This is a genomic window from Tessaracoccus lacteus (assembly GCF_029917005.1).
GTDB classification, from domain to species: Bacteria; Actinomycetota; Actinomycetes; order Propionibacteriales; family Propionibacteriaceae; genus Arachnia; species Arachnia lactea.
This window is the reverse complement of record NZ_CP123967.1, coordinates 2,635,810-2,661,473: the sequence shown is the minus strand read 5'-3', so window position 1 is coordinate 2,661,473 and position 25,664 is coordinate 2,635,810. Positions and strand designations below refer to the sequence as shown.

Below are 25,664 nucleotides of genomic sequence, written 5' to 3'. Positions count from 1 at the left end.
GGCTGCGGAAGGATCGACAGCAGTCGGACCACAGGAGGAATCATGCGCCGTGCCACGGTGATCGGCTCTGTCACGCTCGGCGCCTCGCTGCTGCTGGCCGGCGCTCCGCTCGCCGCGAGCGCCGCCGACACGACCCTCTACTCGCCCGACTCGCTGGCGATCGTGGGCATGCCGTACTCGGTCAGCGGCCTCGACTGCGTGTCGGAGGGCAGCGGCCCCGCATCGGTGTCCGTCTCCTTCAACGGCACGACGGTGTCGCCGACGGTGGAGGACGACGGCTCCTGGCAGATCGACTACATCCCCACCGCCGCCGATGTCGACACCCTGACCGTCAGCGCCACCTGCGACACTTACACCTCGTCGTGGCCCTACGACGGCTACGACGTGGAGGTTCTCGCAGCTCCGGAGACCCCGACGGGCAGCATCACGGACGTGGCAGTGGACCGGTGTAGCTTCCGCGCGACCGTGACGACCGGCGGGCGCGGCAACGCGTTCTTCGCGGAGGTGGCCCCCGCGTCGGGGCAGGCCTGGGAGTGGGCGTACTACGAGCCAGACACCAACGGGATCGCCTACGACCTGACGCTCCCGGCGAGTCTCCTCAACCCGGTGGAGCTCAGCCTGACCGGAGCGCCGGCCGGCGGCGGCGACCCGACCCCGCTCGACTCCGTGACCTACGAGGTGCCCGCGGACGTGGCCGACGCGTGCGCCGCCGCGGTGCCTGTCTCGCTCGAACTCCTCGACTACGACGGCTCAGTCGCTGGCGGAGAGACCATGCTCGTGCGCGGCGAGGGCTACCTGTCTCCCGAGCCGGTCGCCGAGCCGGTGCGCCTCACCCTGATCGGCCCGTCGGGCAGCACAGTGACGCTCGCCACCCTGCCCATCGGCGCCAAGGGTCGCGCGCAGGCCGACGGCGCGTTCCGCGGCACCATCCCCATCCCCGCGGGCACCGCGCCCGGGACGTACACGCTCACGTCCACCGGCACCGTCAGCGGGCGCTCCGCCCAGCAGCAGGTCACGGTCGTCGCGGCCGGTGGCGCCACCCGACCCGGCCTCCCCTCAGCCGGCGACTTACCCGTCTTGACTCCCGTGGCGCCGCGGAACGGCTTGTCGAGCTCGGGTTCGGCCCCTGCCGCACCAGCTGAGCAGGGCGGTAGGCTCTCGGCATGGCTGAGTCGAACCTTCCCGAGCAGCGGCTGCGCGCCGGCGACGCCGAGCGCGACCGGGCGCTGAACGCCCTCCAGCGCGCCTACGAGGCCGGCCGCCTCGACCTCGAGGAGATGCACGAGCGCCAGGAGAAGACGCTGCGCGTCGTTTACACCGACGAGCTGCCCGGGCTGCTCGCGGACCTGCCCGAGGCCGCGGACCTGGTCTCACCCATGACGCCGCCCGCGCCGGTCGCGCCCCGCGTCGGCGACCTGCCCGTCATCGAGCAGCCGGGCACCCTGACGATCATGTCGGGCAAGAAGGTCGTCGTCACGCCCAACACCCGCAGTGTCTCCGACTTCGCCTGGTGGGGCGGCAACACCTACGACCTGACCCAGGCGATGGGCCCGGGCCGCATCGTGACCCTGCGTCTCACGGCCATCATGGCCGGCCACGACATCCGCGTGCCGCGCGGCGTGCGGGTCCTCGACCAGTCGATGGCCATCATGGCCGGCAGCGACGTGGACACCAACGCGCAGGGCGACGGCTCGAACGGCACGCTGGTCATCGAGGGCTTCCTCTTCTGGGCGGGCCACTCGGTCAAGCTCGCCGACAACGCCTGACGCCTCAGCAGTCCAGCAGCGTCCCGCCCAGCTGGCTCGCCAGCGAGCACCCGAGGTACGTCTCCCACTCACTCAGCTCAGGGACCGTGTCCGGCCCCTCGTAGCCGAACTCCAACACGGTGTCGCCCTCGCTCGTGCGCTGGATCGCCGTCGCCTGCCAGGCGTGATAGGTGCTGCGCCCGATCCCGTACCCGTGCAGCCGGCACCTCGCGGCGGTGATGTCGCCCCGGCCGGGCGCCCAGGACACCGGCGAGATGCCGCCGGTGTCGCTCTCGAGGTCGACCTGGTGGCTGTCGAGGGCGTCCTGGCAGGTCGTGTCCACGTCGTTACCGTCCGGCTGCCAGGTGAACCGCAGCCACGCGTCGTCCGCGGCCGGGGTCAGGATGACCGTGGTGCCATCGTCGTCGGAGGCCGTCTCCACACCCCAGCCCGACGGCACGTTCAGCGTCAGCGGCCCGATGCCCACGACCCCCGACGTGGGTCCGGGCAGCACCGTCGGGTCGAACGTGGACGCCTCCGCGGTCGGGACGTCGGACGGCCGGTCGGAGGGCCGGTCGGAGGCGAGCCAGGTGGCGCCCGCCACCGAAGCCGCGAACACCAGGGCCCCGGCGACGCCCACCGCGGCCCAGCGGAAGGTCGAGCCGGAGCTCTGCGCGCGGCGGGGAGCCTCGGGTACCGGGGAGAACGACGGTGGGGGAGCGTGGGGCGCGGGGCCCGCGTCGGCCGGCTGCGGAACCGGCCCGGGACGTGGCGGATGCGCCTCGGGGCGAGGCGGAGGCGGACGCAACGGGGCGCCCGACGCGTCCTGCGAGGCTCCGGTCGCTGGGTCGACCCAGGCGTCGGGGCGCCCCGCGGGTGGGCGTGCGTCGCTGCTCAACGGCGGGCTCCGTTCGTGTCTCGTCGCCTCATTGTGGCGCTAGAGGGGCAGGCCGACGTACTTGATCTCGAGGTACTCGTCGAGGCCTTCGTGCGAGCCCTCGCGGCCGAGCCCCGACTGCTTCACCCCACCGAACGGGGCGGCCGGGTTCGACACCAGGCCGGTGTTCAGCCCCACCATCCCCGACTCAAGCTTCTCGACCGCGGCCAGCGCCCGCGAGATGTCGCGGGAGTAGAGGTAGGCCATCAGGCCGAACTCGGTGTCGTTGGCCAGCGCAATGGCCTCGTCGTCGCTGTCGACGCGAATCAACGGCGCCACGGGGCCGAAGATCTCCTCCTTCAGGACGCGGGCGTCGCGGCTGACGTCCGCCAGCACCGTCGCGGCGAAGAAGTGGCCGGGGCCGTCGACGCGGGAGCCGCCGGTCAGTGCCACCGCGCCCTTGGCGACCGCGTCGTCGACGAGCCCGGCCACCTTGTCGACCGAGGCCTCGTCGACGAGCGGGCCGAGCGTCGTGCCGTCGGCGATGCCCGGCCCGACCACGAGCTTCTCCACCGCCGCGACGAGCTTGTCGCGGAACTCGTCGTAGAGGTCGGTGTGCACGAAGAACCGGTTGGCGGCCGTGCAGGCCTCGCCGTTGTTGCGGAACTTGGCCACCATCGCCCCGGCGACGGCCTCGTCGACGTCAGCGTCGGACAGCACCACGAAGGGGGCGTTGCCGCCGAGCTCCATCGACGTGCGCAGCACATGCCCGGCCGACTGCTCCAGCAGCGAGCGACCCACCTCGGTCGAGCCCGTGAAGGTGAGCTTGCGGAGCCGGTCGTCGGCAAGGATCGGGGCGGACACATCCGAGGAGCGCGAGCTGACGACGCAGTTCACGACGCCGGCGGGCAGGCCGGCGTCGGCGAGCGCCTGCATCAGGTACAGCATCGTCAGCGGGGTGGCGGAGGCCGGCTTGATGACGACGGTGCAGCCGGCGGCCAACGCGGGGCCGAGCTTGCGGGTGCCCATCGCGAGGGGGAAGTTCCACGGGGTGATGGCGTAGACGGGGCCGACGGGCTGCTTCATCGTCAGGAACCGGGTGCCGCCCGCGGGTGCGACCGACCAGCGGCCCTCCGCGCGGCACGCCTCCTCGGAGAACCAGCGCAGGAACTCCGACCCGTAGGCCACCTCGCCGTAGGCCTCGGCCAGCGGCTTGCCCATCTCCAGCGTCATCAGGGCCGCGAAGGTGTCCCTGCGTTCCTGGATGAGGTCGAAGGCGCGGCGCAGGATCTCGGCGCGGTCGCGGGGTGCGGTGGCGGCCCAGTCCGGAGCCGCGGCGCAGGCGGCGTCCATCGCCGCTGCGGCGTCGGCGGGGGAGGCGTCGCTGACCCGGCTGAGCACCTCCCCGGTCGCGGGGTCCGTCACTTCGAACCAGGCGCCGGTGGTGTGCCACTGACCTGCGATGAACTGCCCGACCGGGACCGACGCGATGACCTGTTCGACGTTGACCGCCATGACCACTCCTCCATGAGCTCGACTGCCCCAAGCCTAGTGACCGGATCGGGAATAACCCTGAGGCGACCCGGGTTGAGTCTGATGTACTCAACTTTGAACTTGAGTGTGGATGGCTCAGGGCCTAGTCTTGAGTCAACCCCGCTCAAGGGATCAACCTGGACATCCAATCTCCTACAGGAGGAAATCACATGGCTCGTGCAGTAGGCATTGACCTCGGCACCACGAACTCCGTCGTCGCCGTCCTCGAGGGCGGCGAGCCCACCGTCATCCCGAACGCCGAGGGCGCTCGCACCACGCCGTCGGTGGTGGCGTTCTCTCCCTCCGGCGAGGTCCTCGTCGGAGAGGTCGCGAAGCGCCAGGCCGTCACCAACGTCGACCGCACCATCCGCTCCGTCAAGCGTCACATGGGCACCGACTGGAAGGTCTCCATCGACGACAAGGAGTACCGCCCCCAGCAGATCTCCGCGTTCGTGTTGCAGAAGCTGAAGAGGGACGCCGAGGCCTATCTCGGTGAGTCCGTCACCAACGCCGTCATCACGGTGCCCGCGTACTTCTCCGACGCCGAGCGTCAGGCCACGAAGGAGGCCGGCGAGATCGCAGGCCTCACCGTCGACCGCATCATCAACGAGCCCACCGCGGCCGCTCTGGCCTACGGCCTCAACAAGGCCGAGGAGGAGCAGACCGTGCTGGTCTTCGACCTCGGCGGCGGTACCTTCGACGTCTCCCTGCTCGATATCGCAGACGGTGTGTTCGAGGTCAAGGCCACCAAGGGCGACAACCGCCTCGGCGGCGACGACTGGGATGCCGTCATCGTCGGCTGGCTCGTCACGCAGTTCAAGAACAAGAACGGCGTCGATCTGTCCAAGGACAAGATGGCCCGCCAGCGTCTCCAGGAGGCCGCCGAGCGCGCGAAGATCGAGCTGAGCTCGGCCTCCGAGACCGCGATCAACCTGCCCTACATCACCGCCTCGGCCGAGGGCCCGCTGCACCTCGACGAGAAGCTGACCCGCGCCGAGTTCCAGCGCATGACCCAGGACCTGCTCGACCGTTGCCGCGCGCCGTTCAACGCGGTGATCGCGGACGCCAAGACCTCGATCGACAAGATCGACTCCGTCCTGCTCGTCGGCGGCTCGACCCGGATGCCCGCCGTCGTCGACCTGGTCAAGGAGCTCACCGGCGGCAAGGAGCCCAACAAGGGCGTCAACCCCGATGAGGTCGTCGCGCTCGGCGCCTCGCTGCAGGCCGGCGTCCTGAAGGGCGAGGTCAAGGACGTGCTGCTGCTCGACGTGACCCCCCTGAGCCTCGGCATCGAGACCAAGGGTGGCGTCATGACGAAGATCATCGAGCGCAACACCACCATCCCGACCAAGCGCTCCGAGGTGTTCACCACCGCCGAGGACAACCAGCCCTCCGTGATGATCCAGGTCTACCAGGGCGAGCGTGAGTTCGCCCGCGACAACAAGTCGCTCGGCAACTTCGAGCTGACCGGCATCCTTCCGGCCCCCCGCTCCGTCCCGCAGGTCGAGGTCACCTTCGACATCGACGCCAACGGCATCGTGCACGTCGCGGCCAAGGACCTCGCCACCGGTAAGGAGCAGTCGATGACCGTCACCGGCGGTTCCGCCCTCGGCAAGGAGGACATCGACAAGATGATCAAGGACGCCGAGTCGCACGCCGAGGAGGACCGCAAGCGCCGCGAGGCCGTCGACATGCGCAACGAGGGCGACGCCCTGGTGTTCCGCACGGAGAAGCTGCTGGCCGAGAACGCCGAGGCCATCGGCGAGGACGTCAAGGCTCCCGTCGTCGAGGCAACCGAGAAACTCAAGGAGGCCCTGAAGGGCGAGGACAACGACGCGGTCAAGGCCGCGATCGACGACCTCAACACCAAGGCGGCCGCCATGGGCCAGGCCATCTACGCCGCCGCGCAGGCCAAGGCCCAGGAGTCGGCCCCGGCCGACGGTGAGTCCGCCGCGCCCGAGGGTGACGATGACGTCGTCGACGCTGAGATCGTCGACGAGGACAAGGACAACAAGTGACCGATCCGCAGTTCGACACGAACAGCGCGGCCACGGGCGAGAGCGCCGCTGAGGCGCTCTCGCCCGAGGGCCTCGGCCTCGACGCCGCCACCGACGCCGCGACCGCTGACGTCTCCGAGGAGACGACCGCTGACCGGGGCGCCGAGTTGGAGGCCCTCGTGTCCGAGCGCACCGCTGACCTGCAGCGCCTCCAGGCCGAGTACGCCAACTACAAGAAGCGCGTCGACCGCGACCGCGACCTGGCCCGCCAGTCCGGCGTCGAGTCTGTGCTGCGCGACTTCATGCCCGTGCTCGATTCCATCGAGCTGGCCCGCCAGCACGACGACCTGAGCGACGGGTTCACGATGGTGATCGGCGAGCTGGAGAAGGTCGCCGCGAAGAACGGCCTAGTCGCGTTCGGGGCCGTCGGCGACGCCTTTGACCCGGTTCGCCACGAGGCACTGATGCAGGTCCAGCTGGAGTCCCCCGTCGAGGTGGTCACCGTCTCGCAGGTCATGCAGCAGGGCTACGAGCTGAAGGGTCGTGTCATCCGACCCGCCCGCGTCGCGGTGGCGAACCCCTGAGCGTCCACGAGCAACGGAAGGAGATGAGCGGGAAGTGAGTCAGAAGGACTGGGTCGAGAAGGACTACTACAAGATTCTCGGCGTCTCCAAGAGCGCGTCGGCCGCCGACATCAAGAAGGCGTTCCGCAGGATCGCCCGTGACAACCACCCGGACCAGAACCCGGACGACAAGACCGCGGAGGCGCGCTTCAAGGAGGCCTCCGAGGCGAACGACGTCCTCGGCGACCCCGAGAAGCGCAAGGAGTACGACGAGACCCGCAGCCTGTTCGGCGGCGGATTCCGGTTCAACAAGCCGGGGCAGGCCGGAGGCCAGGCCCACGGTTTCGAGGACCTGTTCCGTGGTGCCGGCGGGGCGGGTGCGTCGGGCAACATCTCCGACCTGTTCGGTGGGCTGTTCAACCAGGGCCAGACGAGGCGCGCGACCCAGCGCGGGCCCCGTCGGGGCGCGGACATCGAGGGCGAGGCCAGCCTGACGTTCGAGCAGGCAGTCGAGGGAACCACGATCTCGCTGCGCACCACGTCGGACCAGCCGTGTTCCTCGTGCCGGGGAACCGGTGCGAAGGCCGGCACGCTGCCGCGCGTCTGCCCGACCTGTGAGGGGTCCGGCATGCAGTCGTCGCAGGCGGGCGGCGTCTTCCAGATGTCGCAGCCGTGTGTCGACTGCCTGGGGCGCGGCCTGATCGTCGACGACCCGTGCCCGGACTGCGGCGGCTCCGGCCGCGGCAAGTCCACCAAGACCATGCAGGTCCGGATCCCCGCTGGCGTCGACGACGGCCAGCGGATCCGTCTGAAGGGCAAGGGTGCGGCGGGCGAGAACGGCGGCGCGTCGGGCGACCTGTACGTCACGGTGCACGTCACGCCGCACCGGCTGTTCGGCCGCAGCGGCAGCAACCTGACGCTGGAGGTCCCCGTGACCTTCGCGGAGGCGTCGCTGGGCGCTGACATCGAGATCCCGACGCTGGGCGGGCCGCGCGTCCGGCTCCGCATCCCGGCGGGCACGCCCAACGGCCGCACCATGCGCGTCCGGGGCAAGGGCGCCTCCAAGCCCGACGGTCACCGCGGCGACCTGCTGGTCACCGTCAAGGTCGCCGTGCCGGACGAGTTGAGCGATGAGGCCAAGGCCGCATTGCAGGAGTACGCCTCCAAGGCGCACGAGCAGAACCCCCGCGTCGCGCTCTTCGGGGAGTGACGAGCGTGGAGTCTCTTCCTCAGCCGTTCGACCCGGACGCCGCCGTCTTCACGGTGTCGGTGGCCGCGTCGCTGGCTGACATGCACGCGCAGACCCTGCGCGGCTACGACCGGCTCGGCCTCGTGGTCCCCAAGCGGGCCCGGGGCCGTGGCCGGCGCTATTCCCTGCGCGACGTCGCCAAGCTGCGCCACGTGCAGCATCTGAGCCAGTCCGAGGGCATCAATCTGGAGGGGATCCGTCGGATTCTCGCGCTCGAGTCGGACGTCGACGCGCTGCGCGACCAGGTTGAGCGGCTCGGAGAGCTGGTGCGCCACCTGCAGAGCGACCGCGTCGCGCGGCGGGTGTTCACCGCCGAGTCGTCGGGCGCGGTGCACCACGGCCACTTCCAGCGGTCCGTCCCGTTGGCTGCTCTCCCCCCGTCGACGCGCCGCCCGGACCCGTCGACGACGACGACGCCGCCTGCACGCTGACTCCTTGCCCTGCCCCGTCGCAGACGCCAACGAAATGCGCAGACGCCAACGAAAAAACCCAGGCGCCAACGGTATGCACGGACGCCAACGATATTCGCGCGAATATCGTTGGCGTCCGTGCATACCGTTGGCGTTTGCAGGGGAGCCGACGGCGGGCGCTGGCGTTCGGACCGGTGAGAGGAGCGGCGCGTCAGGGGAGCGGTGCGGCGCGTCAGCAGGGGAGCGGCGCGGCGATGCCGAGCGCTGCGGCCTGGTGGAGGATCGCCTGGCGGACGAGTGACGCGACGGTGCCGTCGACGATTGCCTTCCAGTCCCAGCGGACGATCCAGTAGCCGGCCTGACGGATGGCCTCCTCGCGACGCTTCTCGCGCATGATGACGTCGGCGCTCGTCTCCCCGTGGCGAAGTAGCTCGTCGTACTTCCAGCGGCCGTCGACCTCGCCGACGAGCCGGACCCCTTCCCAGAGGAAGTCCGGCCTGGCGATGAGGATGCCGTTGCGATCGAACAGCTCCACCTGGAGGCGGGGGAGCGGGAGCCCCGCCCGGGCGATGGCGACCCGGCTGAGGGATTCGGCGGGGGACTCGCTCCGACTGTCGGCGAAGGCGACGGCCTGCCGCGACGGCGGCGCTCAGATCCCAGGGCGACAGGCCGCGGGCGAGCGCCGCGTCGCATGCCGCCACTCCCCACTCATAGGGGAGGACCTTCGCCAGGTCGACGGCGGTGCGGGCCAGGGTGGTGACCGCGATCCCGTCGACCATCGTGATCTCCTCGGGATACAGCGGGGTCTGGCGGACGCGCAGATCGTTTCCCGTGTCGCCGTGCCCCGACGAGAGCCGCGTCATCGTGACGCTGGAGAGCGAACCGGTTGGCAGCGGCAGGTCGTGCAGCACGGCCGCGGACTGGTGACTGACCACGTTCGAGCCGTCGACCAGCCCACCCGTGCCGCGGAGGAGAGCCCGGTGTCGTGCGCGCCCGTCGATCTCGCCCGGCGCCCAGTAGATGCCGTGCCGCAGCTTGCGGAGGCTGCCGCCTCGGACGCGCTGGTCAATGTCGCGGTGGCTGAGCCCGCCGTCGCGGAGTCGACGGTAGGAGAGCGGTTCGGGGGTGTCCATGCGGGACAGTGAAACCGTCGGACGGGTCGAGATGCGGGGCAGCGCATCAGCTGTGGATAACTCCGGTCTCTCCGGCGACCGTCTGTCGACGCGACCGCTTGGCCCCCTTCTCGCAGACGCCAACGATAATCACGCGAATATCGTTGGCGTCTGTGTATACGGTTGGCGTCGCGGAAATCTCGTTGGTGTCCTGAATGGAGGACGGGCGAAGCGTGACACCAGCGGGGCCACCCCGCAGCGTCGTAAGGGGCGCGTCGCGATTCCCGACGCCTAGGGGGAAGGCGCCGTCATGCACAGACGCATTGTGAGAGTCCTGATCTGCTCGTTCCTGCTGGTCGGCGGGCTGACCGTCGGATCCGCCGTCGCGTAGGACAAGCCGCCCGAGCAGCCAGTGCCGCCTCAGCTGTCCGCTCAGGCCTACGCACCGGCCACGTCCGCGGCCGTCTTCGTGCCCATCGCGACGTGCAGGATCGCCGACACCAGGGCTGGAACTGGCGTGTTCGCGAAGCCGTTGCCGGTCGACACGACGCGCAACCTCAAGGTTTCCGGGTCAGCGGGGTTCGCGGCGCAGGGCGGCAACCCGAGCGGGTGCGGGGTTCCAGCGTCGGCGACGGCGGTCGCGGCGTCGATCGTGGCTGTCAGCCCGTCGGGGTCCGGCGCGATCCGCGCATGGGCATCCGGTGGGTCGGTTCCGTCGGGCACTGCGCTGCGGTTCAACAAGGCCACCGTCTCCCATGGACAGAGCATCGCGGTGCGCCCAGGCGGCGGGAACATGCTGAGTATCAGGGGATCGGGGGCGAAGACTGACGTCGCGATCGACATCAACGGATACTACGCACCACAGCTCCATGCCTTGATCGGCCCCAGTGGCTCTGTCTACTCCGGCTCTTCGCGGATCCTGTCCGCAACCATTATCAGTACGGGGCAGTACACCGTGACCTTCGATCAGGACGTCAGCTTCTATACGCCCACCGTCGGCGTGTTCGGAGGCGTCGGAATCTTCGCCAGTGCCGCTACCGAGTACGGCAAGGTAAGGGTGTTCACGTGGTACGTGGACTCGATCACGCATGAGTCCGAGCTGTACAACGCCTACTTCTATATCTCGGTGGTGTGCTGAAGCTCTGGAGGCGTCTCCATCCGTAGACGCCAACGAAATCAACCAACGCCAACGATATTCGCGTGAATATCGTTGGCGTCGGTGTATACCGTTGGCGTCTGGGCAATACCGTTGGCGTCCGCGAGTGGGTGCTCTCGCTGGAGGTGGGACGAAGTCTCAGCGGCCGGGGCCGAGGGCGCGACGCACGGCGGCGACGACGGCGTCGTCGCCGAGGCCGAGGGCGTGCAGGGAGGCGACGAAGGCATCAGTGAGTTCGGCGGCGCGGGTGACCGTCGCCTGGTCTGGGGCCGCGATGTCCGACACGACGGTGCCCGCGCGGCCCCGCGTCACGACGAACCCCTCCGCCTCCAGCTCCTTGTAGGTCCGCGCGACGGTGTTGGCCGCCAGTCCGAGGTCCTCCGCCAGGCGACGCACCGGTGGCAACCTCGTTCCGGCGGGAAGCGCCCTGGTCGTGATCTGCTCGATCAGCTGGCGCCGCAGTTGCTCGAACGGTGGGATGTCCGAGTCGTGGGTGACCTCAAGTTCCATCGTCGCTCCTTCGTCGGCGGACAGTCGTTCGGGGCATTGTCTCGCGGATGAGCAATCGACGGGGTCAGGGAACCGGGTCGCCGCGCTTGTGCATCGGAGCGAAAGGTGACCCTTCGCTGCGCTCAGGGCCCTTCGACAGGCTCAGGGAGCCGGTGGTGCGGGCCCTTCGGCAGGCTCAGGGAGCCGGTGGTGCGGGCCCTTCGGCAGGCTCAGGGAGCCGGTGGTGCGGGCCCTTCGGCAGGCTCAGGGAGCCGGTGGTGCGGGCCCTTCGGCAGGCTCAGGGAGCCGGTGGTGCGGGCCCTTCGACAGGCTCAGGGAGCCGGTGGTGCGACAGGCTCGGGGAGCCGGTGGTGCGGGCCCTTCGACAGGCTCAGGGAGCCGGGTGGCTCAGGCAGAAGGGCGAGCGCACCGGCAGGAGTGGTAGGGGTGAGGCCGGGCTGATTGTCGGCCTCGCTAGGATCGAGTCGATCCCTCACGAAGGAGCACCCCGTGGCAGAGAAGCGCACCGGAACGAAACTGTCAGTCGTCGGCGCGGGAGCAGTTGGCACGTCGTTGGCGTACGCCGCCCTGATCAAGGGCGTGGCATCCGAGGTCGTGCTGCAGGACATCAACGCCAAGAAGGTGCATGCCGAGGTGCTCGACCTCGCGCACGGCAGCCAGTTCATCCCTTCGGCCAGGATCGACGGCTCCGACGACGTCGCCGTTACGCAGGGCTCCGACATCGTCGTCATCTCGGCCGGCGCGAAGCAACAGCCCGGTGAGACCCGGATGGACCTGGCCAACAAGACCGTCGGGCTCATGAAGAAGATCATCCCGCCACTGGTCGAGCAGTCGCCCGACGCCATCTTCCTGATGGTCACCAACCCCGTCGACGTGACGACGCTGGCCGCTCTGAAGATCTCCGGCCTGCCCGAGAACCAGGTCTTCGGCTCCGGCACCGTGCTGGACTCGTCGCGCCTGAGGTGGCTCGTCGCCAACGAGGTCCAGCTCGCCATGGGCAACGTCCACACGCTGGTCTGCGGCGAACATGGGGACACCGAGATCCCGCTCTGGAGCAGCGCCTCCATCGGAGGCATCCCGATCGACGACTGGGAGCGTCAGACAGGCCAGCTCGGGAAGGCCGTCCGCGACGACATCGCCCACCGCGTCGTGCACGCCGCCTACGAGGTCATCGAGGGCAAGGGTGCCACCAACTACGCCATCGGCCTGTCGGGCACCCGCATCATCGAGGCCATCCTCCGCAACGAGCACCGCGTCCTGCCCGTCTCCGGCATGCTCGACAACTGGCACGGCATCTCCGGGGTGTGCATGTCTGTGCCGCGCGTCGTCGAGCGCCGCGGCGTGGGCGACGCGCTCGAACTGCCGCTCTCCGACGAGGAGTACAAGGGCCTCAAGGCCAGCGCCGACCACATCCGCGAGGTCGCGGGCAGCCTCGGCTTCTGAGCCCTGCGCGAAGTCACGCCCATCCACGTCCAGCGTGGGTGGGTGTGTCTCGTGTTGGAGGACGACCGCGAGGCTCATCCGATCGGCGGGTCGGGTTCTGCGGGCGGTCGGGCAGAGCCTGAATGCCGTGTCGGAGAGTGGTCGCGGAGGCGTGCCGGGAGAAATCGGGCAGCGCCACCGGCGGGCGTGTCGCGACGGCACGGAGGCTGGCGGGGCGAGCTTGCGGAGGTGCCTTGAGCGGAGCGAGAGGGAGACCCTTCGACAGGCTCAGGGCCCTTCGACAGGCTCAGGGAACCGTGGGGCGGCGGCTGGGGTTCCGGCTCAGGACCCTTCGACAGGCTCAGGGCCCTTCGACAGGCTCAGGGAACCGTGGGGCGGCGGCGCGGGATCCCGCTCAGTGGGTCGCGTCGTAGCTTTCGCGGGAGGCGGTGACCTCGTCCATGTTCGCCTCAACGAGCGTGATGAGCGCCTCGAGGCGGTCGGCGACCTCGACGCCAAGGGGCGTCAGTGCGTAGGTGACCTTCGGCGGGATGGCGCTCAGGACGGTCCGCTCGACCATGCCGTCGCGTTCCAGGTCGCCCAGGGTCTGCGACAGCATCCGGTCGCTGATGCCCTCGATGCGACGGCGGATCTCGCTGAACCGCTGGGTCCCGTGGGCCAGCGCGGCCATCGTCAGCGCTCCCCAGCGCCCGGTCAGGTGCTGCAGAGTGGGACGCGACGGGCAGGCTGCGCTCATGACATCCGGTGCCTGCTGCGTGTCGACCATGCCACGATTCTACGCTGCCCGCATCCGATCGCCAAGTGCTAACCGATGACCTTGCGCTATGGAAAAGTAAGTGCTTAACTGGGTCTCGTCACCACTTCAGAAGGAGTCTCCCCATGCGCATCGCAGTCACCGGAGCAGCGGGCCACCTCGGCCGCCTCGTCATCGCCGCCCTCGAGTCCAGGGGCGTCGCCACCGCCGACATCGTCGCCATCGTCCGGAACGAGGCCAAGGCCGCCGACCTCGCCGAGCGCGGCGTTCAGGTCGCCGTCGCCGCCTACGAGGACGAGGCCGCGCTGACCACCGCGCTGGCCGGCGTCGACCGCCTCGTGCTGGTCTCCGGTTCGGAGGTCGGCAAGCGTCTCGCGCAGCACACCTCGATCATCACTGCCGCCAAGGCCGCGGGCGTCGCGCTGATCGCCTACACCTCCCTGCTCAACGCCGACACCTCGACGCTCGACCTTGCCGAGGAGCACCGCGCCACCGAGGCGCTGCTCGCCGAGAGCGGCATCCCCACCGTCCTGCTGCGCAACGGCTGGTACATCGAGAACTTCGCGTCCGCCGTCGAGACCGCGCGCGCCACGGGCCACACCTTCGGCGCGGCCGGCGAGGGCCGGGTCTCCGCGGCTGCCCGCAGGGACTACGCGGAGGCCGCCGCGGTCGTCGTCACCAGCGAGGGCCACGCCGGCAAGGTCTACGAGCTCGCCGGACGCCCCGCGTTCACCTACGCCCAGCTCGCCGCCGTCATCGGCGGCATCCTCGGCACCGAGGTGACCTACGTCGACCAGAGCGCCGGCGAGTATGCCTCCACTCTCAAGGGGGCGGGCCTCCCCGCGCCCATCGCGGCCATGTTCGCCGGCTGGGACGTCGCGACCGCGGCGGGCGCCCTGTACAGCGACAGCGACGACCTGCAGCGCCTGATCGGCCGCGAGTCGACGCCGGCCGCCGAGGTCCTCTCAGCCTGAGCTGACACGGACAACCGGCCCGGGGGAGTGCTTCCCCCGGGCCGGTTGCATGAGCGCGTCCTCAGCCCAGCGCCCCCCAGGTCGCGGGGCCGACGACGCCGTCTGCGGTGAGCGACGCGCTGCGCTGGAACGAGCGCACCGCCGACTCGGTGGCCGGCCCGAAGCTGCCGTCCGTGCTCAGGTAGTACCCGAACTGGTTCAGCCGCTTCTGCAGGTACACCACGTCGGGGCCGGTGGCGCCGCGCCGGACGGTCGCACGGACGGTCGTCGTACCGCCCGTGGTTCCTCCGGTGGTACCGGTGCCCCAGCCGCCTCCGGTGGTTCCGCCGGTGGTGCCGCCCGTAGTTCCTCCGGTCGTCCCAGTCGTGCCACCTGTGGTGCCGGTTCCCCAGCCGCCTCCGGTGGTTCCTCCTGTGGTCCCTCCCGTCGCGCCGCCGGTGGTTCCTCCGGTCATCCCGCCGGTGCCTCCCGTGCCCTCGAGCGCCGCCCAGGTGGCGGGCCCGACGACGCCGTCGGCGGTCAGCGAGTTCCGGGTCTGGAAGCTGCGCACGGCCGACGCGGTGGCCGGGCCGAAGTTGCCGTCGACGCTCAGCCACGCGCCCTGGTCGACGAGCTTCTGCTGCAGGTAGCGCACGTCGTCGCCGCGGTCGCCCTGGCGGAGCGTCGGGCGACTCGTCGCGGCACCGCCCGACGGTGTGGGCGTCACGGGGGCCGATCCCGGGTCCGGCGCGTCGACCGTGAACGGCCGCTGCGACGCGAACCCCGACGACGGCCCGATCGTGAAGAAGTTCGGCGTCTGGTCGGGCGGCATCTGCGCGACGATCGCGCGGTGGAAGGCGCGGTAGTCACCCTGGAATGAGCCGGAGTTCCACACGTTCAGCAGCACCTCGGTGAACAGACCGTTGGCGTCGCCGTCGCTGGACAGCTGATTGTCCTGGCAGCCGGAGATGAGGATCAGCTCGGCGCAGATGTCGGCCGCGCGGGTCTGCCCGGCGAGCGCCTGCACCGACGAGTAGACGGCCTCGCGACGCTGGGAGTCGGCGAGCGCCGTGCTGAGCGGCAGGTACTTCGGCACCAGCTTCGGGGTCTTGACCTCGCCCTCCCAGAACTCGTGGCCGAGCGGGTTGCGGGTCAGCGCCTCGCGCGTCGCAATGGCCAGCACGGTCTTGGCGACGGTGCCGGAGTGGCAGGAGTCGGACAGCACCAGCACGCGGACCCCGGCCTGGAACTGGGCGTACATCCGGTTGAGTTCGTCGTCGAGCACCTGGCGGTCGTAGCAGCACCACGTCTCGTCGAGGCCGTCATCCTCGTCGCCGGTGGAGTCGTAGATCTGGCCGCCGTGCCCGGAGAAGCTGATGAAGATCGCGTCGCCGGGCTGGGCGACCTGCGTCAGCTGCTGCAGCGCCGCGAGCAGCGCCGACGAGGTGGCCTCCTCGTCGAGCATGACCCGCGGCATGAATCCCGCGGCCTCGGCGATGGCCCGCATGTCGTTGGCGTCGTTGACGCAGCCCGCGAGGACCGCCGGCGCCGGGATATAGCAGGAGGGGTCGAGCCGGTTGAGGCCCAGGTGGAGTGAGTAGCCGGACATGTCAGGGTCCTTTCCGTGTAGTCAGGCGGGGGTGGGTGTGTCGATGGGGATCAGGACGCCGCGCGACCGGACGGGCCAGTCGACGGCGGGGGCGGCGGTGCGCGTGCCGTCGGCGGCGACGGCGGTGGCGGTGAACCGGAGCGTGGGGTCCTCGGCGTAGTGGGTCAGCGGCATCAGGAACCGCCGCTCGCCCTGGCGCACGGACCGTGTCAGGGTCAGCGGCGCCGGGACGTCGCCGAGCAGGGTGCATGAGATCTCGATCCCCGCCACCTGCGTGAGGTCGCCGGTGGCGACGAAGGTGACTGCGAGTTCGAGGTCGTCGATGTAGCTGCGGGACTCGTCGAGGGTTTCGCTCCCGGCCTCGACCTCGTGGTCGACGGCCAGCTCGCCGACGGTGCCCGCAGGGAGGGCGACCGTCGCGGATCCGTGCGCCTCCAGCACCAAGCCGGGCGACGCGACGACGGTCCCGTCGGCAGTCAGCCTCCGCACCGCGACGCGGGAGTCGAGCAGATTAGTCAGCCTCGCCTCGTCGACGGTGCGGGTGACAGCGACTGGGCCCTCCGCCGGCCCGACGACGGTGCCGAGGTCGAGGCGCAGCGTGGCCACCGCGACGTCGCCGCCGGGCAGCTGCCACCGTGCCGAGCCGAGGAACCCGCCGCGCTGCAGCATGGCCCGCAGCGTCAGCAGGCCGGGGATGTCGGTGCTCATCACGAGCGTGAATCCGTCGTCGACGGCGACGCAGTCGAGGTCGTCGGCGCCGGGGATCGCCCAGCTGACGGTGGGCGTGAGAGCAGCCTGCCACGGGGTCTGCAGCACCACGTCGCGCCCGGCCTTCGCCCGCAGCTCCGCCCCGAGCATCGCCCACCGGGCGGGGGTCAGGTCGGCCTGCAGCGCGGCGGCCAGCACGCAGCGGATGCCCGACGGGTCGTCGACGTCGATGGTGGACGTCAGCAGCAGCGTCGGCCGGAGCGCCCGGTCCAGGTCGTCGGCGGGATGCCTGCCGACGGCGTATGCGGCGGGCACCACGAGGTAGCGGCCGGGCTGGGTCAGCGACCGGAACACCGTCGCGCCGGCGGTGGCGACGGGTTCGGGCTGCCACACGCGGTGGTCGGCCTGCCCGAGCCGCAGGGTGTCCTGGCAGCCGATGGCCTCCCAGCCGGCCGCCCCCTGCTGCCGGTACAGCTGGCCGTGGTCGGCGCACGGCAGCACCGTCGGCATGCTCGCCGCGGTGGTCGCGGTGACCTGGCGCCACTGCGTGACGCCGAGTGGCTGGGCCTGAAGGACCGGCGGGTGCAGCTGGATGCGGGCCTTCGCCATGCCGAGCACCTGCGTCGGCGCGACCGCACGGGTGGCGTCGTCGCCGCGGCGCAGGGCCAGCAGCTTGTTCCCGGCGATCAGCGCGGGGTCGATCTGGAACCGCCGCGACTCGCGCCAGCCGGAGTGCGTGAGCCCGACCTCCAGCGCAGGCGCCTGCGCCTGGTAGCCCGGATATGACAAGACGCCGTACGCGAGCCTCGCCCACCGGTCCTGCAGCACGAACATCGCGGTCAGCGTGGAGCCGTCCTCGCCGAGGACCCCGTCGAGGACGGTGCCCGTGGCGGGGATGACCTCGGAGGCCGCGCGACCCTGCGCGTCCCGGAACGGGATCCGCAGTCCGACGGTGGGCGTGCAGGGCAGCGGCTTCAGGGCCGGCCGACCCGCTGCCTCCCAGGCGGCGGTGGTCGCCGCGGACGGCCCGGCCGCCAGCGTGACGGTGACGGTCGCCTCGAGGCCGGGAGACCCGTCGTCCTGGTGCCCGACGGTAACGAGGTCGTAGCGGAACGGCGACGTGTCGGGGTCCTGACCAGGCGGGGGGACGACGAGCGTGAGTTCCGGCAGGTACCAGCGGCTGGTGCCATCGCGGTCGCCCAGCAGCGGGGAGCCGTCGAGGATCGGGCCGCCGACCACCGGGGCCAGCGGCACCAGCAGCAGCGACTCCGATGCGACGAGCGTGGTCAGCACCGCCGGATGCGGCCTGACGAGCGACGCGACGGGGCGCAACGCCCCGTCGCGGAGCATGAGCGTTCCGCCGGTGGTCGCGAGGTCGCGGGTGCGGCCTGCGACCACCGGCGGGACGTCGGTGACCATGCCACCGTCGGCGGTGACGAGCCGCACGTGCGCCGAGACGTCGTCGACGCCCCCGGCGAGCACCTCGGCCAGCGGCAGCTCCCACTCGCGGGTCAGGCCGTCGACCCGGCGCGCCGCGACGCGCAGGAGCGGTCCCGTCCCCGAGCCGGCCAGCGCCGCGACGAGGTCCCCGGCCGCCGGCCCCGTCAGCGACGCTGCGAGCGCGGCGGTGCCGAAGGGCCCGTCCGTGACCGCCTCGGCGTCACCGACGCGGAACGAGGTCCGCGCCAGTCGGTCGAGCGTGCAGTGCAGCTCCACGGCCAGGGTCGCGCTGAGGATCAGCGAGCCGATCCGCTCGTGCGGGGCCGGGGTGCGGGAGAGCAGGACGACCAGCGAGAAGGCCGCCCTGCGCACTGTGACGATGGACATGGTCGGCACCTCACAGCGGGTAGCTGAGGAAGGTGGCGCGGGCAGCGTCCCGGGTGGCGTGCGTCTCCGTCGCGTCAGCGGCGGGCAGCTCCCGGCTGCCGGCGGGAGCCGCGAGCTCGCGCAGCGCGCGGACCCGGTCCTCCAGGAGCCCGCGCGTCGTGACGCCCTCGCCGTCGGGCGGGGGAACGTCGACGATCAGCGGGCCGTTGCCGTTGGCCGTGACCCACGGGCCGGTCCAGGACTGGCCCTTGCGGAACAGCGTGCCCTTGACGGTCGCCGTCACCTGGTAGCGGTAGTACGGCAGGAGCTCCGGGTCGCCGGAGAACACCGTCCACGTCCGGTCCCTGTCGACGTCGGAGAAGCCCCAGCGGAACCGCACGGGCGCCAGGCCGATCGGCTCGTAGGTCTTGTCCGTAGCCTCGACGACGACCTCCACCGTCTGCGACGCATCCTCCAGCATCACGCCCAGCCCGATGGGGCCCACCGCGATGCGGCCTGCGCTGTCGGCGCGGACCTCGAGGGTCGTGTCGTTCAGCAGGGTGCCGTTCGGCTCGGGGTCGAGGTCGATGACGTTGCGCTCGATCTGGATCCGGTTGTACGGGTCGAGGATCTCGCTCGGGGGCTCGGCGAGGTGCACCTTCCGCTTCACGAACGTCTTGTCGGGCGTCCAGTCGTCCGGGGCCCCGGTGACGTCGGCGGCGAGCTTCTGTGCCGTCTGGTACTTCCACGTCGGGTCGTTGCCGTCGCTGCCGGCGAAGCTGTGGCCCTCCCAGTTGATCTCTCCGGTCGTGCTCGGGTAGCCGACCTGCACAGACAGGAACTGCACGGTGTTGTCGGTCCAGCTGGCGACGGGGCGCACCACGCGGGCGAGCCGGCGCGGCCAGTCGTCGAGGTAGACGGTCAGGAAGTACTTGCGCTCGGCGTCGGGGTCCGCGGCGATCTCGTCGCACAGCCCGGCGAGCGAGCTGGAGATCGTGTGGTCCTGCAGGTAGGCGAACTGCTTGGTCTCCTCGTAGTGCAGGTCCATGTAGTTCTCGTCGCGGCGCATCTTGAGCGACAGCCCGACGCCCCACGGGGAAAGGAACGTGCTGCCGGAGTCGGCCTTCGCTGCCTCGACCGTCGGCGCGGGCGGGTCGAAGATCGCCTTCTGGGCCATCTCCATGAACTTGTTGAAGACCAGGTCGGAGCGCTCCTCCATGCGCTTGGAGATCTCGTCGGCGCCGGGCAGCGTGGTGTCGACTTTGATGTCGACGGTGATCGTGCCGGACTTGCGCATCTTGTTGAACTCGGCCTGCGCGTCGACCTTCGCCCACAGGTAGCGGCCCGACGCGGCGGCGGAGAAGTGCTGGAACACCGACTCCCAGTTACCGTCGATCTTGATGGTGCACACCGGCGACCAGACCTTCAGCTTGTAGTTCTGGATGACGATCAGCGGGCTCGAGGTGCCGTGGAAGGCGGCCCACGCGATGGACGTCGGGTACTTGCCGAGCAGGCCGGAGAAGGCATGCGCCCCCGTCGGGTCGATCGAGCCGGCGCCCTGGCCCTGCATGACGCAGTACCAGGGGTCGAGGTTGTTGTCGGTCGCGCCAGGCTCCGGGTCGCGGGTCATGGCGCGCGCCGCGGGCATGCCGACGGTGCGGAACCCGCTGCCGACGGCCCGGTTCCCGCCCTGGTCCAGCACGGGGAAGCCGGCCTCGGTCGGCGCCATGTTGGACACGCTGGTGGTCGACTGCGTGATGATCGCCGGCCTGAACGTCGGCGCCTTCTTCGCGCGCTTGATGCCCCAGAAGGCATCCTCCGAGTCGGTGAACTGCGCCGCGATGGCTGCCTCGGCCTGCTTGCGGGTCTCCTCGGGCAGCGCCCCGGTGACCGTGAACGTCAGCATGCCGCCGGCGACGTCGCCGCCGCCCCCGATCACGCCCTCGCCGCCCGTGCCGGAGAACCGGACGAGGTTGAACAGGTAGTCCCCGTCGTCGGGGCCGTTCTTGCGCGCCATGCGCACCTGGTTGGGGATGTAGTAGAAGACCGGTGCCTCGCCAGCGGCGATGAGCTCGCGGTTGTTGACGTCCGGAAGATAGAGGACGTCGTAGCCGCCGTGGGTGATCGGCTGTGATCCCCCGGCGTACGTCGGACCCATTGCCTGGACCATGATGCTGCCTCCTTGACTGTGGGGCGCGGCGCGGGCGCGTCGCGACACCCCTCAGGAGACGGCTGCGGCCCGGTTGATACTCCAGGTTGCGCGCCAGGGTGCGCCGAAGCAGGTGTAGGCGCCGGCGGCCGGGGTTCCGACGGTGGCTGCGGCGAGCGCGGCCGCCGCGTCGAGCCCGCGGGCCAGGCCGTCGTGGTAGCGGGCCATCGTGGCGGCGGCCGTGGCGTCGGCGATGGGGGAGACGGGGGCGACGACGCACGCGACGCCGCGCGCCAGCAGCGTCGCGGTCAGCCCGAGGGGCTGCTCGCCGGGCCGGTGCGTCGTGCGACCGACCTCGCAGGCGCTGAGCACGATGTGGCTGGCCCGGAGCCGGACGCGTTCCAGCTCGTGCGCCACGACGGTGCCCTCCGTGAGCCGGAGGCTGGAGAACAGCGGCGAGTCGGGGCGGTGCAGGCCGTGGGCCGCGACGTGCACCAGGTCCGCCCTGGCGAGGGCCTCGTCGACCCGGGAGGCCCTCTCCGCGCCCCAGGTGACCTCGACGGCGGCCACCTCGGCGTCGGCGAGCGGCAGGTCGGGCCCGCTCAGCGCCGTGACGACGGGGTCGGCGACCTGACGACCGCAGGTCGCCCAGCTGGACGCCGTCGGGGCGACGGTGACGCTCCGGCCTGCCAGGTCGGGCAGCGCGAGCCAGGGGACACCCGCCAGCTCGCGGGACGGGACAACAACTAGCGGGGAGGCCCCGGACAGCGGCCGGGCGACCACCTCCGACAGCGCCCCCAGCCGCGCAGCCAGGGAGGCGTCGACGGTGGCGGCGAGGGGGTGCGCCGAGCCGACGCGGGCCCGGGCTGTGAGGTCCGTGAGCGCCGCGCCGGCCAGCGCCGTGATCTCCGTGCGGCCGCCCAGCCGCACGAGCCGCTCGGGTCCCTGCCCGAGGACGGCCACCCACAGCTCGTCGGCCATCGGGACCGCCACGGCAAGCGTGACGCCGTTCTCGCGCACGGCTCGTCGCAGCCTGGCGATCGGCAGCGTGAGGACCGCGGCCGGCACGTCGGTGGCGAGCCACGTGACGGACTGGAGCTCCCGTTCCGCATCGACGACGGCCCGTTCACAGGCTGCCGACGACGGGTCGGCGTTCGCGGCGGCCCGCACGCGACGCAGCTCGGCGGCGGCCTCGGCGACGCGCGGGTCCTCGTCGGGTTCCATCCTCGGGGTGGGTCGCAGCGCCGCGCGCCACCGCTCGGTCGCGTCGATCAGTGTGGCGACGCGGCGGCCGGGGGCGGCCCGCGCGGCCAGGGCGATGTCGAGGTCGGCAGCCTGGACTCCGTGCAGCGCGACGGCCGCGCGCAGGTCGAGGCTGGAGGTGCCGAGTTGGGCCCGCAGCAGCGTCGAGTACGCCGACCGGAGCTGGCGGCGTGCCCGCGGCAGGTCACCCTGGCGGTCGGACTCGCGGGCCAGGGCGACGAGCCCGGCGAGGCGCCGCGACACGACGGGGGAGCGGGCGAGCGTGCGGGTGGCCTCGGCGAGGCTCTCGTGGGTGGGGTCGCCCGACGGGGTCAGCGAGAGGAGGACGGCGGCGGCCTGCGGGGCGACCCAGCGGTCTCTCGCCCGCCGTGCCTTCACGAGCAGGGCCCCCGCGGCATCGTGCTGAGGCTCCGCCTGCAGCGCCACGAGGAGGCAGCGCCTGGCCCAGGCGGGCTCGCCGCGCCGCGCGAAACCGTCGGCGGCCCGCCTGGCGAGCCGGGCTGCCTCGGTCGGGCGTCCGAGGAGCAGCAGCGCGCGGGCCAGCTCGAGGTCGCGTTCGCCGCCCAGCTGGGGGTCGGCGGGGGCCATGTCGGCTAGCAGGGACCTGGCCTCGTCGACGAGCCCGGCCTCGAGCAGCACGCGGGCGCGGTCGAGGCGCGCCGTGTTGCGGTCGAGATCGACGTCGATCGCGTCGGCCTCCCGCATGGCGGCCAGCGCCTCGGGCAACTGGCCGCGCACGAACAGCACCCAGCCGAGGTTGTGGCGGGCCATGAACAGCAGCGGCATCGCGCCCAGCTCCCCGGCCAGTTCGGCGCAGGCGCGCAGATCCGTCACCGCCGCGTCGAGGCGCCTGAGCTCGGATGCGAGCGTGCCGCGGTTCAGGAACAGCCGGACGCGGTCGGGCGGGGGGAGCGAGTCGGGGTCGACCCGGTCGAGCGCGGCGAGCGCGGCGTCGAGCTCGCCCGAGCGCGCCAGCACGATGCCCTCCTGCACCCCGGCCGCCGCCGCCACGTGTGGCAGCAGCGCTGCGTCGGCGGCGACGGCGCGGACCTCGGCGAGCGCCGCCGCCGGCCCGGACCTCTCGAACGTCACCCAGCTCGACGAGAGCCGCACCCGCAACCGCGTCTCCGCGTCGGACGGGCCGCAGACGGCGAGCGCACGACGCAGCAGCAGGTCGGCCGCGTCGGTCCGCTGCTCAGCCAGCGCGGCGCGGGCCTGTTCGTACAGCTCGGTGGGTGAGGTCAAGACGCTCCCGGGATCTCGATGAACGGGGTGGCCACCGCCCGGTCGCCCTCGCGGACGGGGTGGATGACGAATCGGACACTGCCGGGCTGCACCGCGGGCCACTCGAGCCGCCCCGTCGCGTCGGAGGTGGACGTGTGCACGGCGGTGGAGGTGTGCAGGTCGACGCGGACGCCGCCGCCGGTGATCCATCCGGCGACCCGCACGCCGTCGTCGGACGGGGCCCACGTCACCATCAGGCTGATGGTCGACGCGGTGAACGTGACGGTGTCGACCTCAGCCCTGGCCGGCTGCAGGGCATCGCTGGTCAGGACGGCCAACTCGGCGTTCATCAGCTCCAGCGACACGGCGAGGGCTATGCGGTCCAGCATCCCGGGGGGCATCGGGTCGGCCTGTTCCTGAGCGTCGGCGAGCGCCGCAAGCAGGGCGAGGTCGTCGTCGGTCAGCGGGGCATCGGCGTCGTGGGAGTTCATGACCGGCTCCATCCTGGGTCGCGGGACAGCGCGGCGCGCAGCGCGGCGAGGCAGCGGCCGCGCGTCGGGCCGATGGACCCCACCGGCATGCCGAGCGCCTTCGAGATGGCCGCGTAGTCGGGCGTCGCGGCGTACGCGACGACGCGCAGCAGCGCCTGGCAGCGTGGATTGAGCGTCGCAACGTGGCGCCACAGGCGCGCGTTTGCGTCGGCGTCGAGGACGCTGTCCTCCGGGCCGGAGGTCTCGTCCACAGGCTCGACGTCGAGGGGCTGGGTCGGTCGGCCGCCGGCGACGCGCCAGGACTCGCGTCGGACGCTGGTCAGCAGCCACGCGAACACGGCCTGTGGGTCACGGACACCGTCGGCGTGCCGGACCAGGGACACCCAGGCGCCCTGCACGACGTCCTCGGCCTGCTCGCGCGTCAGTCCGCACGACCTGACGGCGGCCCAGAGCGGCGGGGTGAGCAGCCGGACGAGGTCGGCCATGCGCGCGGTGTCGCCCGCGAGGTAGTCACGGAAGGCGGCGCCCGCCTCGTCGGCGAGCGAGCCGGTGCGACCGGGCGTGGTCATGGCAGCCACCCCAGCTCTGCGGTGATGGCTGCCCAGCCGCGGCGGACGCAGGCGCCGACATCGGGTTCGGGCAGAGTGCGGTCGGCGGCCAGCCGCGCGGCCAGCTGCCCTGCGAGCACCGGCGCCGCGAAAGACGTCCCCGACCAGGTGGCGAACCCGCCGACGAAGGAGTCCGGGTCGATGGTGGCGCGCCGCTGGCCCGCGTGCTGCAGCCGGGCGGCCGGCTCAAGCTCCCCGTCGAGGTCGACGGGCAGCGTGCTGACCAGGCCCGCGCCCGGGCGGTGGCACGAGACCCAGTCGCCTGCGTTGGAGAAGTACGCGTCGGTGCCGTCGGGGTTCAGCGCGCCGACGCTGGCGAGCGGCACCGCCGCCGCGTCGAACGGGGCCGCGCCCGCGAAGGCCGCCGGATAGAGGGGGTCGGTCGTCGACTGGTTGCCCGCGGAGGCGACGACGGCGACGCCGGCGGAGCCCAGGTCGTCGAGCACGACCCGGAGCGGGGCGTCCTCCAGCGAGTCTTCGGGGTCCTCGTGGTAGTAGCCCAGCGCCAGGCAGATGACGTCGATGAGATCGCCCGTGTGCTCGTCGGCCTGCGCCTGTACCTGGCGGACGAGCAGCAAAGCGAGGACCTGGATGAGTGCCCCCTCCGGCACACCGCCGGCCTCGTCGACGATCGGCACCACCTGCAGGCGGGCCTCGGGGCACGTCTGGCGGATCAGGCCTGCCATGAACATCGCGTGGCCGGAGAACGGCAGGAGGGAGCCGTCGAGCGGGTTCCGTGGCTCCGGCGGATCGGCAACTGGGACGTCGCCGCCCAGCCCGAGCCGCAGCCCGGCCGCGTGCACCTCGTCGGTCGCGCGGGCGGTGTCCGCGAACCACGGGTGAGCGCCGAGCGCCGTGTCACACACCACGACCAGCGGTGAGCGACGGAGCCGGCGAGCCCGCAGCGCCGGGTCGGCCGCGACGACCGCCACGGGGCTGCGTCCGCCGGTGCCCGGCCGCTGGTACTGCGCCGACGGCGGCTCGCCGGCGGGCATGGAGACGTAGTACGGCATGGACACGTAATAGGGCATCGAGACGTAGTACGGCATCGACACGTAGTAGGGGCCGAGGGTGAGCAGGTGGTCCAGCGAGAGACCGCGGGCGGTCTTCGGGTCCGCCCGGCGGGCCGCCAGTAGGAGCGGCCATGCGTCGACGGGCGGGCCCTCCCGGCGCACCAGCCGGAAGCTGGTCACCCAGCACCGGTCGAGGAGCTCGACGAGCCGGCCGTCGAGGCCGCTCAGCACCTTCTCCAGGACTTCTGACTCCCGGGCTGCGACGACCTCGACCCCCGCCTCCTCCGCGACCTTGCGGAGCAGTTCCAGCGGGGCGTCCTGGGCGTGGCCGGGGAGCCCCCGCACCAGGACCCGGTCGCCCAGGTAGGTGGTGGTGTGCGGCGCGGAGCCGGAGGGCAGCGGCTCGCTGAGCGGGTCGAGCACCCGTAGGGCTGCCTGGGACATGCTGCCTCCGATCATGGCTGGATACACCTGCCAGGAGGGCAGGGGAT

At 71.6% G+C, this 25,664-nt stretch carries 23 protein-coding genes; 10 read left to right on the top strand and 13 right to left on the bottom strand.

What is annotated here, in order from left to right; genetic code table 11:
• The first annotated feature begins 42 nt into the window (after positions 1-42).
• Positions 43-1,230 (top strand): hypothetical protein, encoded by a 1,188-nt coding sequence (locus QH948_RS12405; RefSeq protein ID WP_281144671.1) that lies wholly within the window; start codon positions 43-45, stop codon positions 1,228-1,230.
• Positions 1,164-1,766 (top strand): DUF1707 SHOCT-like domain-containing protein, encoded by a 603-nt coding sequence (locus tag QH948_RS12400; protein ID WP_281144670.1) that lies wholly within the window; start codon positions 1,164-1,166, stop codon positions 1,764-1,766. Before QH948_RS12405 ends, QH948_RS12400 begins: the two co-directional genes overlap by 67 nt.
• 4 nt (positions 1,767-1,770) lie before the next feature.
• On the opposite strand, the gene QH948_RS12395 is transcribed toward QH948_RS12400, so the two are convergent.
• The gene (locus QH948_RS12395; protein ID WP_281144669.1) at positions 1,771-2,643 is read right to left on the bottom strand and encodes a hypothetical protein; all 873 of its coding nucleotides are present in this window, start codon (positions 2,641-2,643) and stop codon (positions 1,771-1,773) included.
• Between the two features lie 39 nt (positions 2,644-2,682).
• A complete protein-coding gene (locus tag QH948_RS12390) occupies positions 2,683-4,137 on the bottom strand; it encodes an NAD-dependent succinate-semialdehyde dehydrogenase (protein WP_281144668.1) in 1,455 nt (484 codons plus the stop codon).
• Positions 4,138-4,325: 188 nt separating this feature from the next.
• Between QH948_RS12390 and dnaK the strand changes: the two genes are divergently transcribed.
• Genes dnaK through QH948_RS12370 form a run of 4 tightly spaced genes read left to right on the top strand, consistent with a single transcriptional unit; the run spans position 4,326 to position 8,395 of the window.
• Positions 4,326-6,173, top strand: a complete 1,848-nt coding sequence (dnaK, locus tag QH948_RS12385) for a molecular chaperone DnaK (protein ID WP_281144667.1) — start codon at positions 4,326-4,328, stop codon at positions 6,171-6,173.
• Positions 6,170-6,736: a nucleotide exchange factor GrpE gene (locus QH948_RS12380; protein WP_348634924.1), complete on the top strand. Its 567-nt coding sequence runs from the start codon at positions 6,170-6,172 to the stop codon at positions 6,734-6,736. The genes dnaK and QH948_RS12380 overlap by 4 nt, the downstream gene beginning before the upstream one ends.
• 34 nt (positions 6,737-6,770) lie before the next feature.
• Positions 6,771-7,925, top strand: a complete 1,155-nt coding sequence (gene dnaJ, locus QH948_RS12375; RefSeq protein ID WP_281144666.1) for a molecular chaperone DnaJ — start codon at positions 6,771-6,773, stop codon at positions 7,923-7,925.
• Between the two features lie 5 nt (positions 7,926-7,930).
• Positions 7,931-8,395, top strand: coding sequence for a heat shock protein transcriptional repressor HspR (locus QH948_RS12370; RefSeq protein WP_281144665.1), 465 nt, complete (start codon positions 7,931-7,933; stop codon positions 8,393-8,395).
• A gap of 211 nt (positions 8,396-8,606) precedes the next feature.
• On the opposite strand, the gene QH948_RS12365 is transcribed toward QH948_RS12370, so the two are convergent.
• Positions 8,607-8,909 (bottom strand): putative endonuclease domain-containing protein, encoded by a 303-nt coding sequence (locus tag QH948_RS12365; RefSeq protein ID WP_281144664.1) that lies wholly within the window; start codon positions 8,907-8,909, stop codon positions 8,607-8,609.
• A 388-nt stretch (positions 8,910-9,297) separates the two neighbouring features.
• On the opposite strand from QH948_RS12365, the gene QH948_RS12360 reads away from it, so the two are divergent.
• A complete protein-coding gene (locus tag QH948_RS12360) occupies positions 9,298-9,519 on the top strand; it encodes a hypothetical protein (protein ID WP_281144663.1) in 222 nt (73 codons plus the stop codon).
• Positions 9,520-9,924: 405 nt separating this feature from the next.
• Here the strand turns inward: QH948_RS12360 and QH948_RS12355 are convergent, their stop codons facing one another.
• The gene (locus QH948_RS12355) at positions 9,925-10,329 is read right to left on the bottom strand and encodes a hypothetical protein (RefSeq protein WP_281144662.1); all 405 of its coding nucleotides are present in this window, start codon (positions 10,327-10,329) and stop codon (positions 9,925-9,927) included.
• Positions 10,330-10,441: 112 nt separating this feature from the next.
• Between QH948_RS12355 and QH948_RS12350 the strand changes: the two genes are divergently transcribed.
• Positions 10,442-10,624, top strand: coding sequence for a hypothetical protein (locus tag QH948_RS12350; protein WP_281144661.1), 183 nt, complete (start codon positions 10,442-10,444; stop codon positions 10,622-10,624).
• A 156-nt stretch (positions 10,625-10,780) separates the two neighbouring features.
• On the opposite strand, the gene QH948_RS14100 is transcribed toward QH948_RS12350, so the two are convergent.
• Positions 10,781-11,152 (bottom strand): GntR family transcriptional regulator, encoded by a 372-nt coding sequence (locus QH948_RS14100; RefSeq protein WP_348634923.1) that lies wholly within the window; start codon positions 11,150-11,152, stop codon positions 10,781-10,783.
• 489 nt (positions 11,153-11,641) lie between these two features.
• On the opposite strand from QH948_RS14100, the gene QH948_RS12340 reads away from it, so the two are divergent.
• The gene (locus QH948_RS12340) at positions 11,642-12,595 is read left to right on the top strand and encodes an L-lactate dehydrogenase (protein WP_281144660.1); all 954 of its coding nucleotides are present in this window, start codon (positions 11,642-11,644) and stop codon (positions 12,593-12,595) included.
• Between the two features lie 394 nt (positions 12,596-12,989).
• On the opposite strand, the gene QH948_RS12335 is transcribed toward QH948_RS12340, so the two are convergent.
• Positions 12,990-13,361, bottom strand: a complete 372-nt coding sequence (locus QH948_RS12335; protein ID WP_281144659.1) for a winged helix-turn-helix transcriptional regulator — start codon at positions 13,359-13,361, stop codon at positions 12,990-12,992.
• 113 nt (positions 13,362-13,474) lie between these two features.
• Between QH948_RS12335 and QH948_RS12330 the strand changes: the two genes are divergently transcribed.
• On the top strand, positions 13,475-14,323 hold the full coding sequence (locus tag QH948_RS12330; protein ID WP_281144658.1) for an SDR family oxidoreductase: 849 nt from the start codon (positions 13,475-13,477) through the stop codon (positions 14,321-14,323).
• A gap of 61 nt (positions 14,324-14,384) precedes the next feature.
• On the opposite strand, the gene QH948_RS12325 is transcribed toward QH948_RS12330, so the two are convergent.
• From QH948_RS12325 to QH948_RS12295, 7 genes are read right to left on the bottom strand one after another with little or no spacing between them, the layout of a single operon-like run.
• Complete coding sequence (locus QH948_RS12325) at positions 14,385-15,911, bottom strand: peptidoglycan-binding protein (protein ID WP_281144657.1); 1,527 nt, start codon at positions 15,909-15,911, stop codon at positions 14,385-14,387.
• 21 nt (positions 15,912-15,932) lie between these two features.
• Positions 15,933-18,446 carry a hypothetical protein gene (locus QH948_RS12320; protein ID WP_281144656.1) on the bottom strand — a complete coding sequence of 838 codons (2,514 nt, stop codon included), beginning with the start codon at positions 18,444-18,446 and terminating at the stop codon, positions 15,933-15,935.
• A gap of 10 nt (positions 18,447-18,456) precedes the next feature.
• The gene (locus tag QH948_RS12315; RefSeq protein ID WP_281144655.1) at positions 18,457-20,595 is read right to left on the bottom strand and encodes a hypothetical protein; all 2,139 of its coding nucleotides are present in this window, start codon (positions 20,593-20,595) and stop codon (positions 18,457-18,459) included.
• Between the two features lie 51 nt (positions 20,596-20,646).
• Positions 20,647-23,082, bottom strand: coding sequence for a CHAT domain-containing protein (locus tag QH948_RS12310; protein WP_281144654.1), 2,436 nt, complete (start codon positions 23,080-23,082; stop codon positions 20,647-20,649).
• On the bottom strand, positions 23,079-23,552 hold the full coding sequence (locus tag QH948_RS12305) for a hypothetical protein (RefSeq protein WP_281144653.1): 474 nt from the start codon (positions 23,550-23,552) through the stop codon (positions 23,079-23,081). The genes QH948_RS12310 and QH948_RS12305 overlap by 4 nt, the downstream gene beginning before the upstream one ends.
• Positions 23,549-24,121 carry an RNA polymerase sigma factor gene (locus QH948_RS12300; RefSeq protein WP_281144652.1) on the bottom strand — a complete coding sequence of 191 codons (573 nt, stop codon included), beginning with the start codon at positions 24,119-24,121 and terminating at the stop codon, positions 23,549-23,551. Before QH948_RS12300 ends, QH948_RS12305 begins: the two co-directional genes overlap by 4 nt.
• Entirely contained in the window at positions 24,118-25,617 is a 1,500-nt protein-coding gene (locus tag QH948_RS12295; RefSeq protein WP_281144651.1) for a S8/S53 family peptidase, read from the bottom strand. Before QH948_RS12295 ends, QH948_RS12300 begins: the two co-directional genes overlap by 4 nt.
• Between the last annotated feature and the right edge of the window lie 47 nt (positions 25,618-25,664).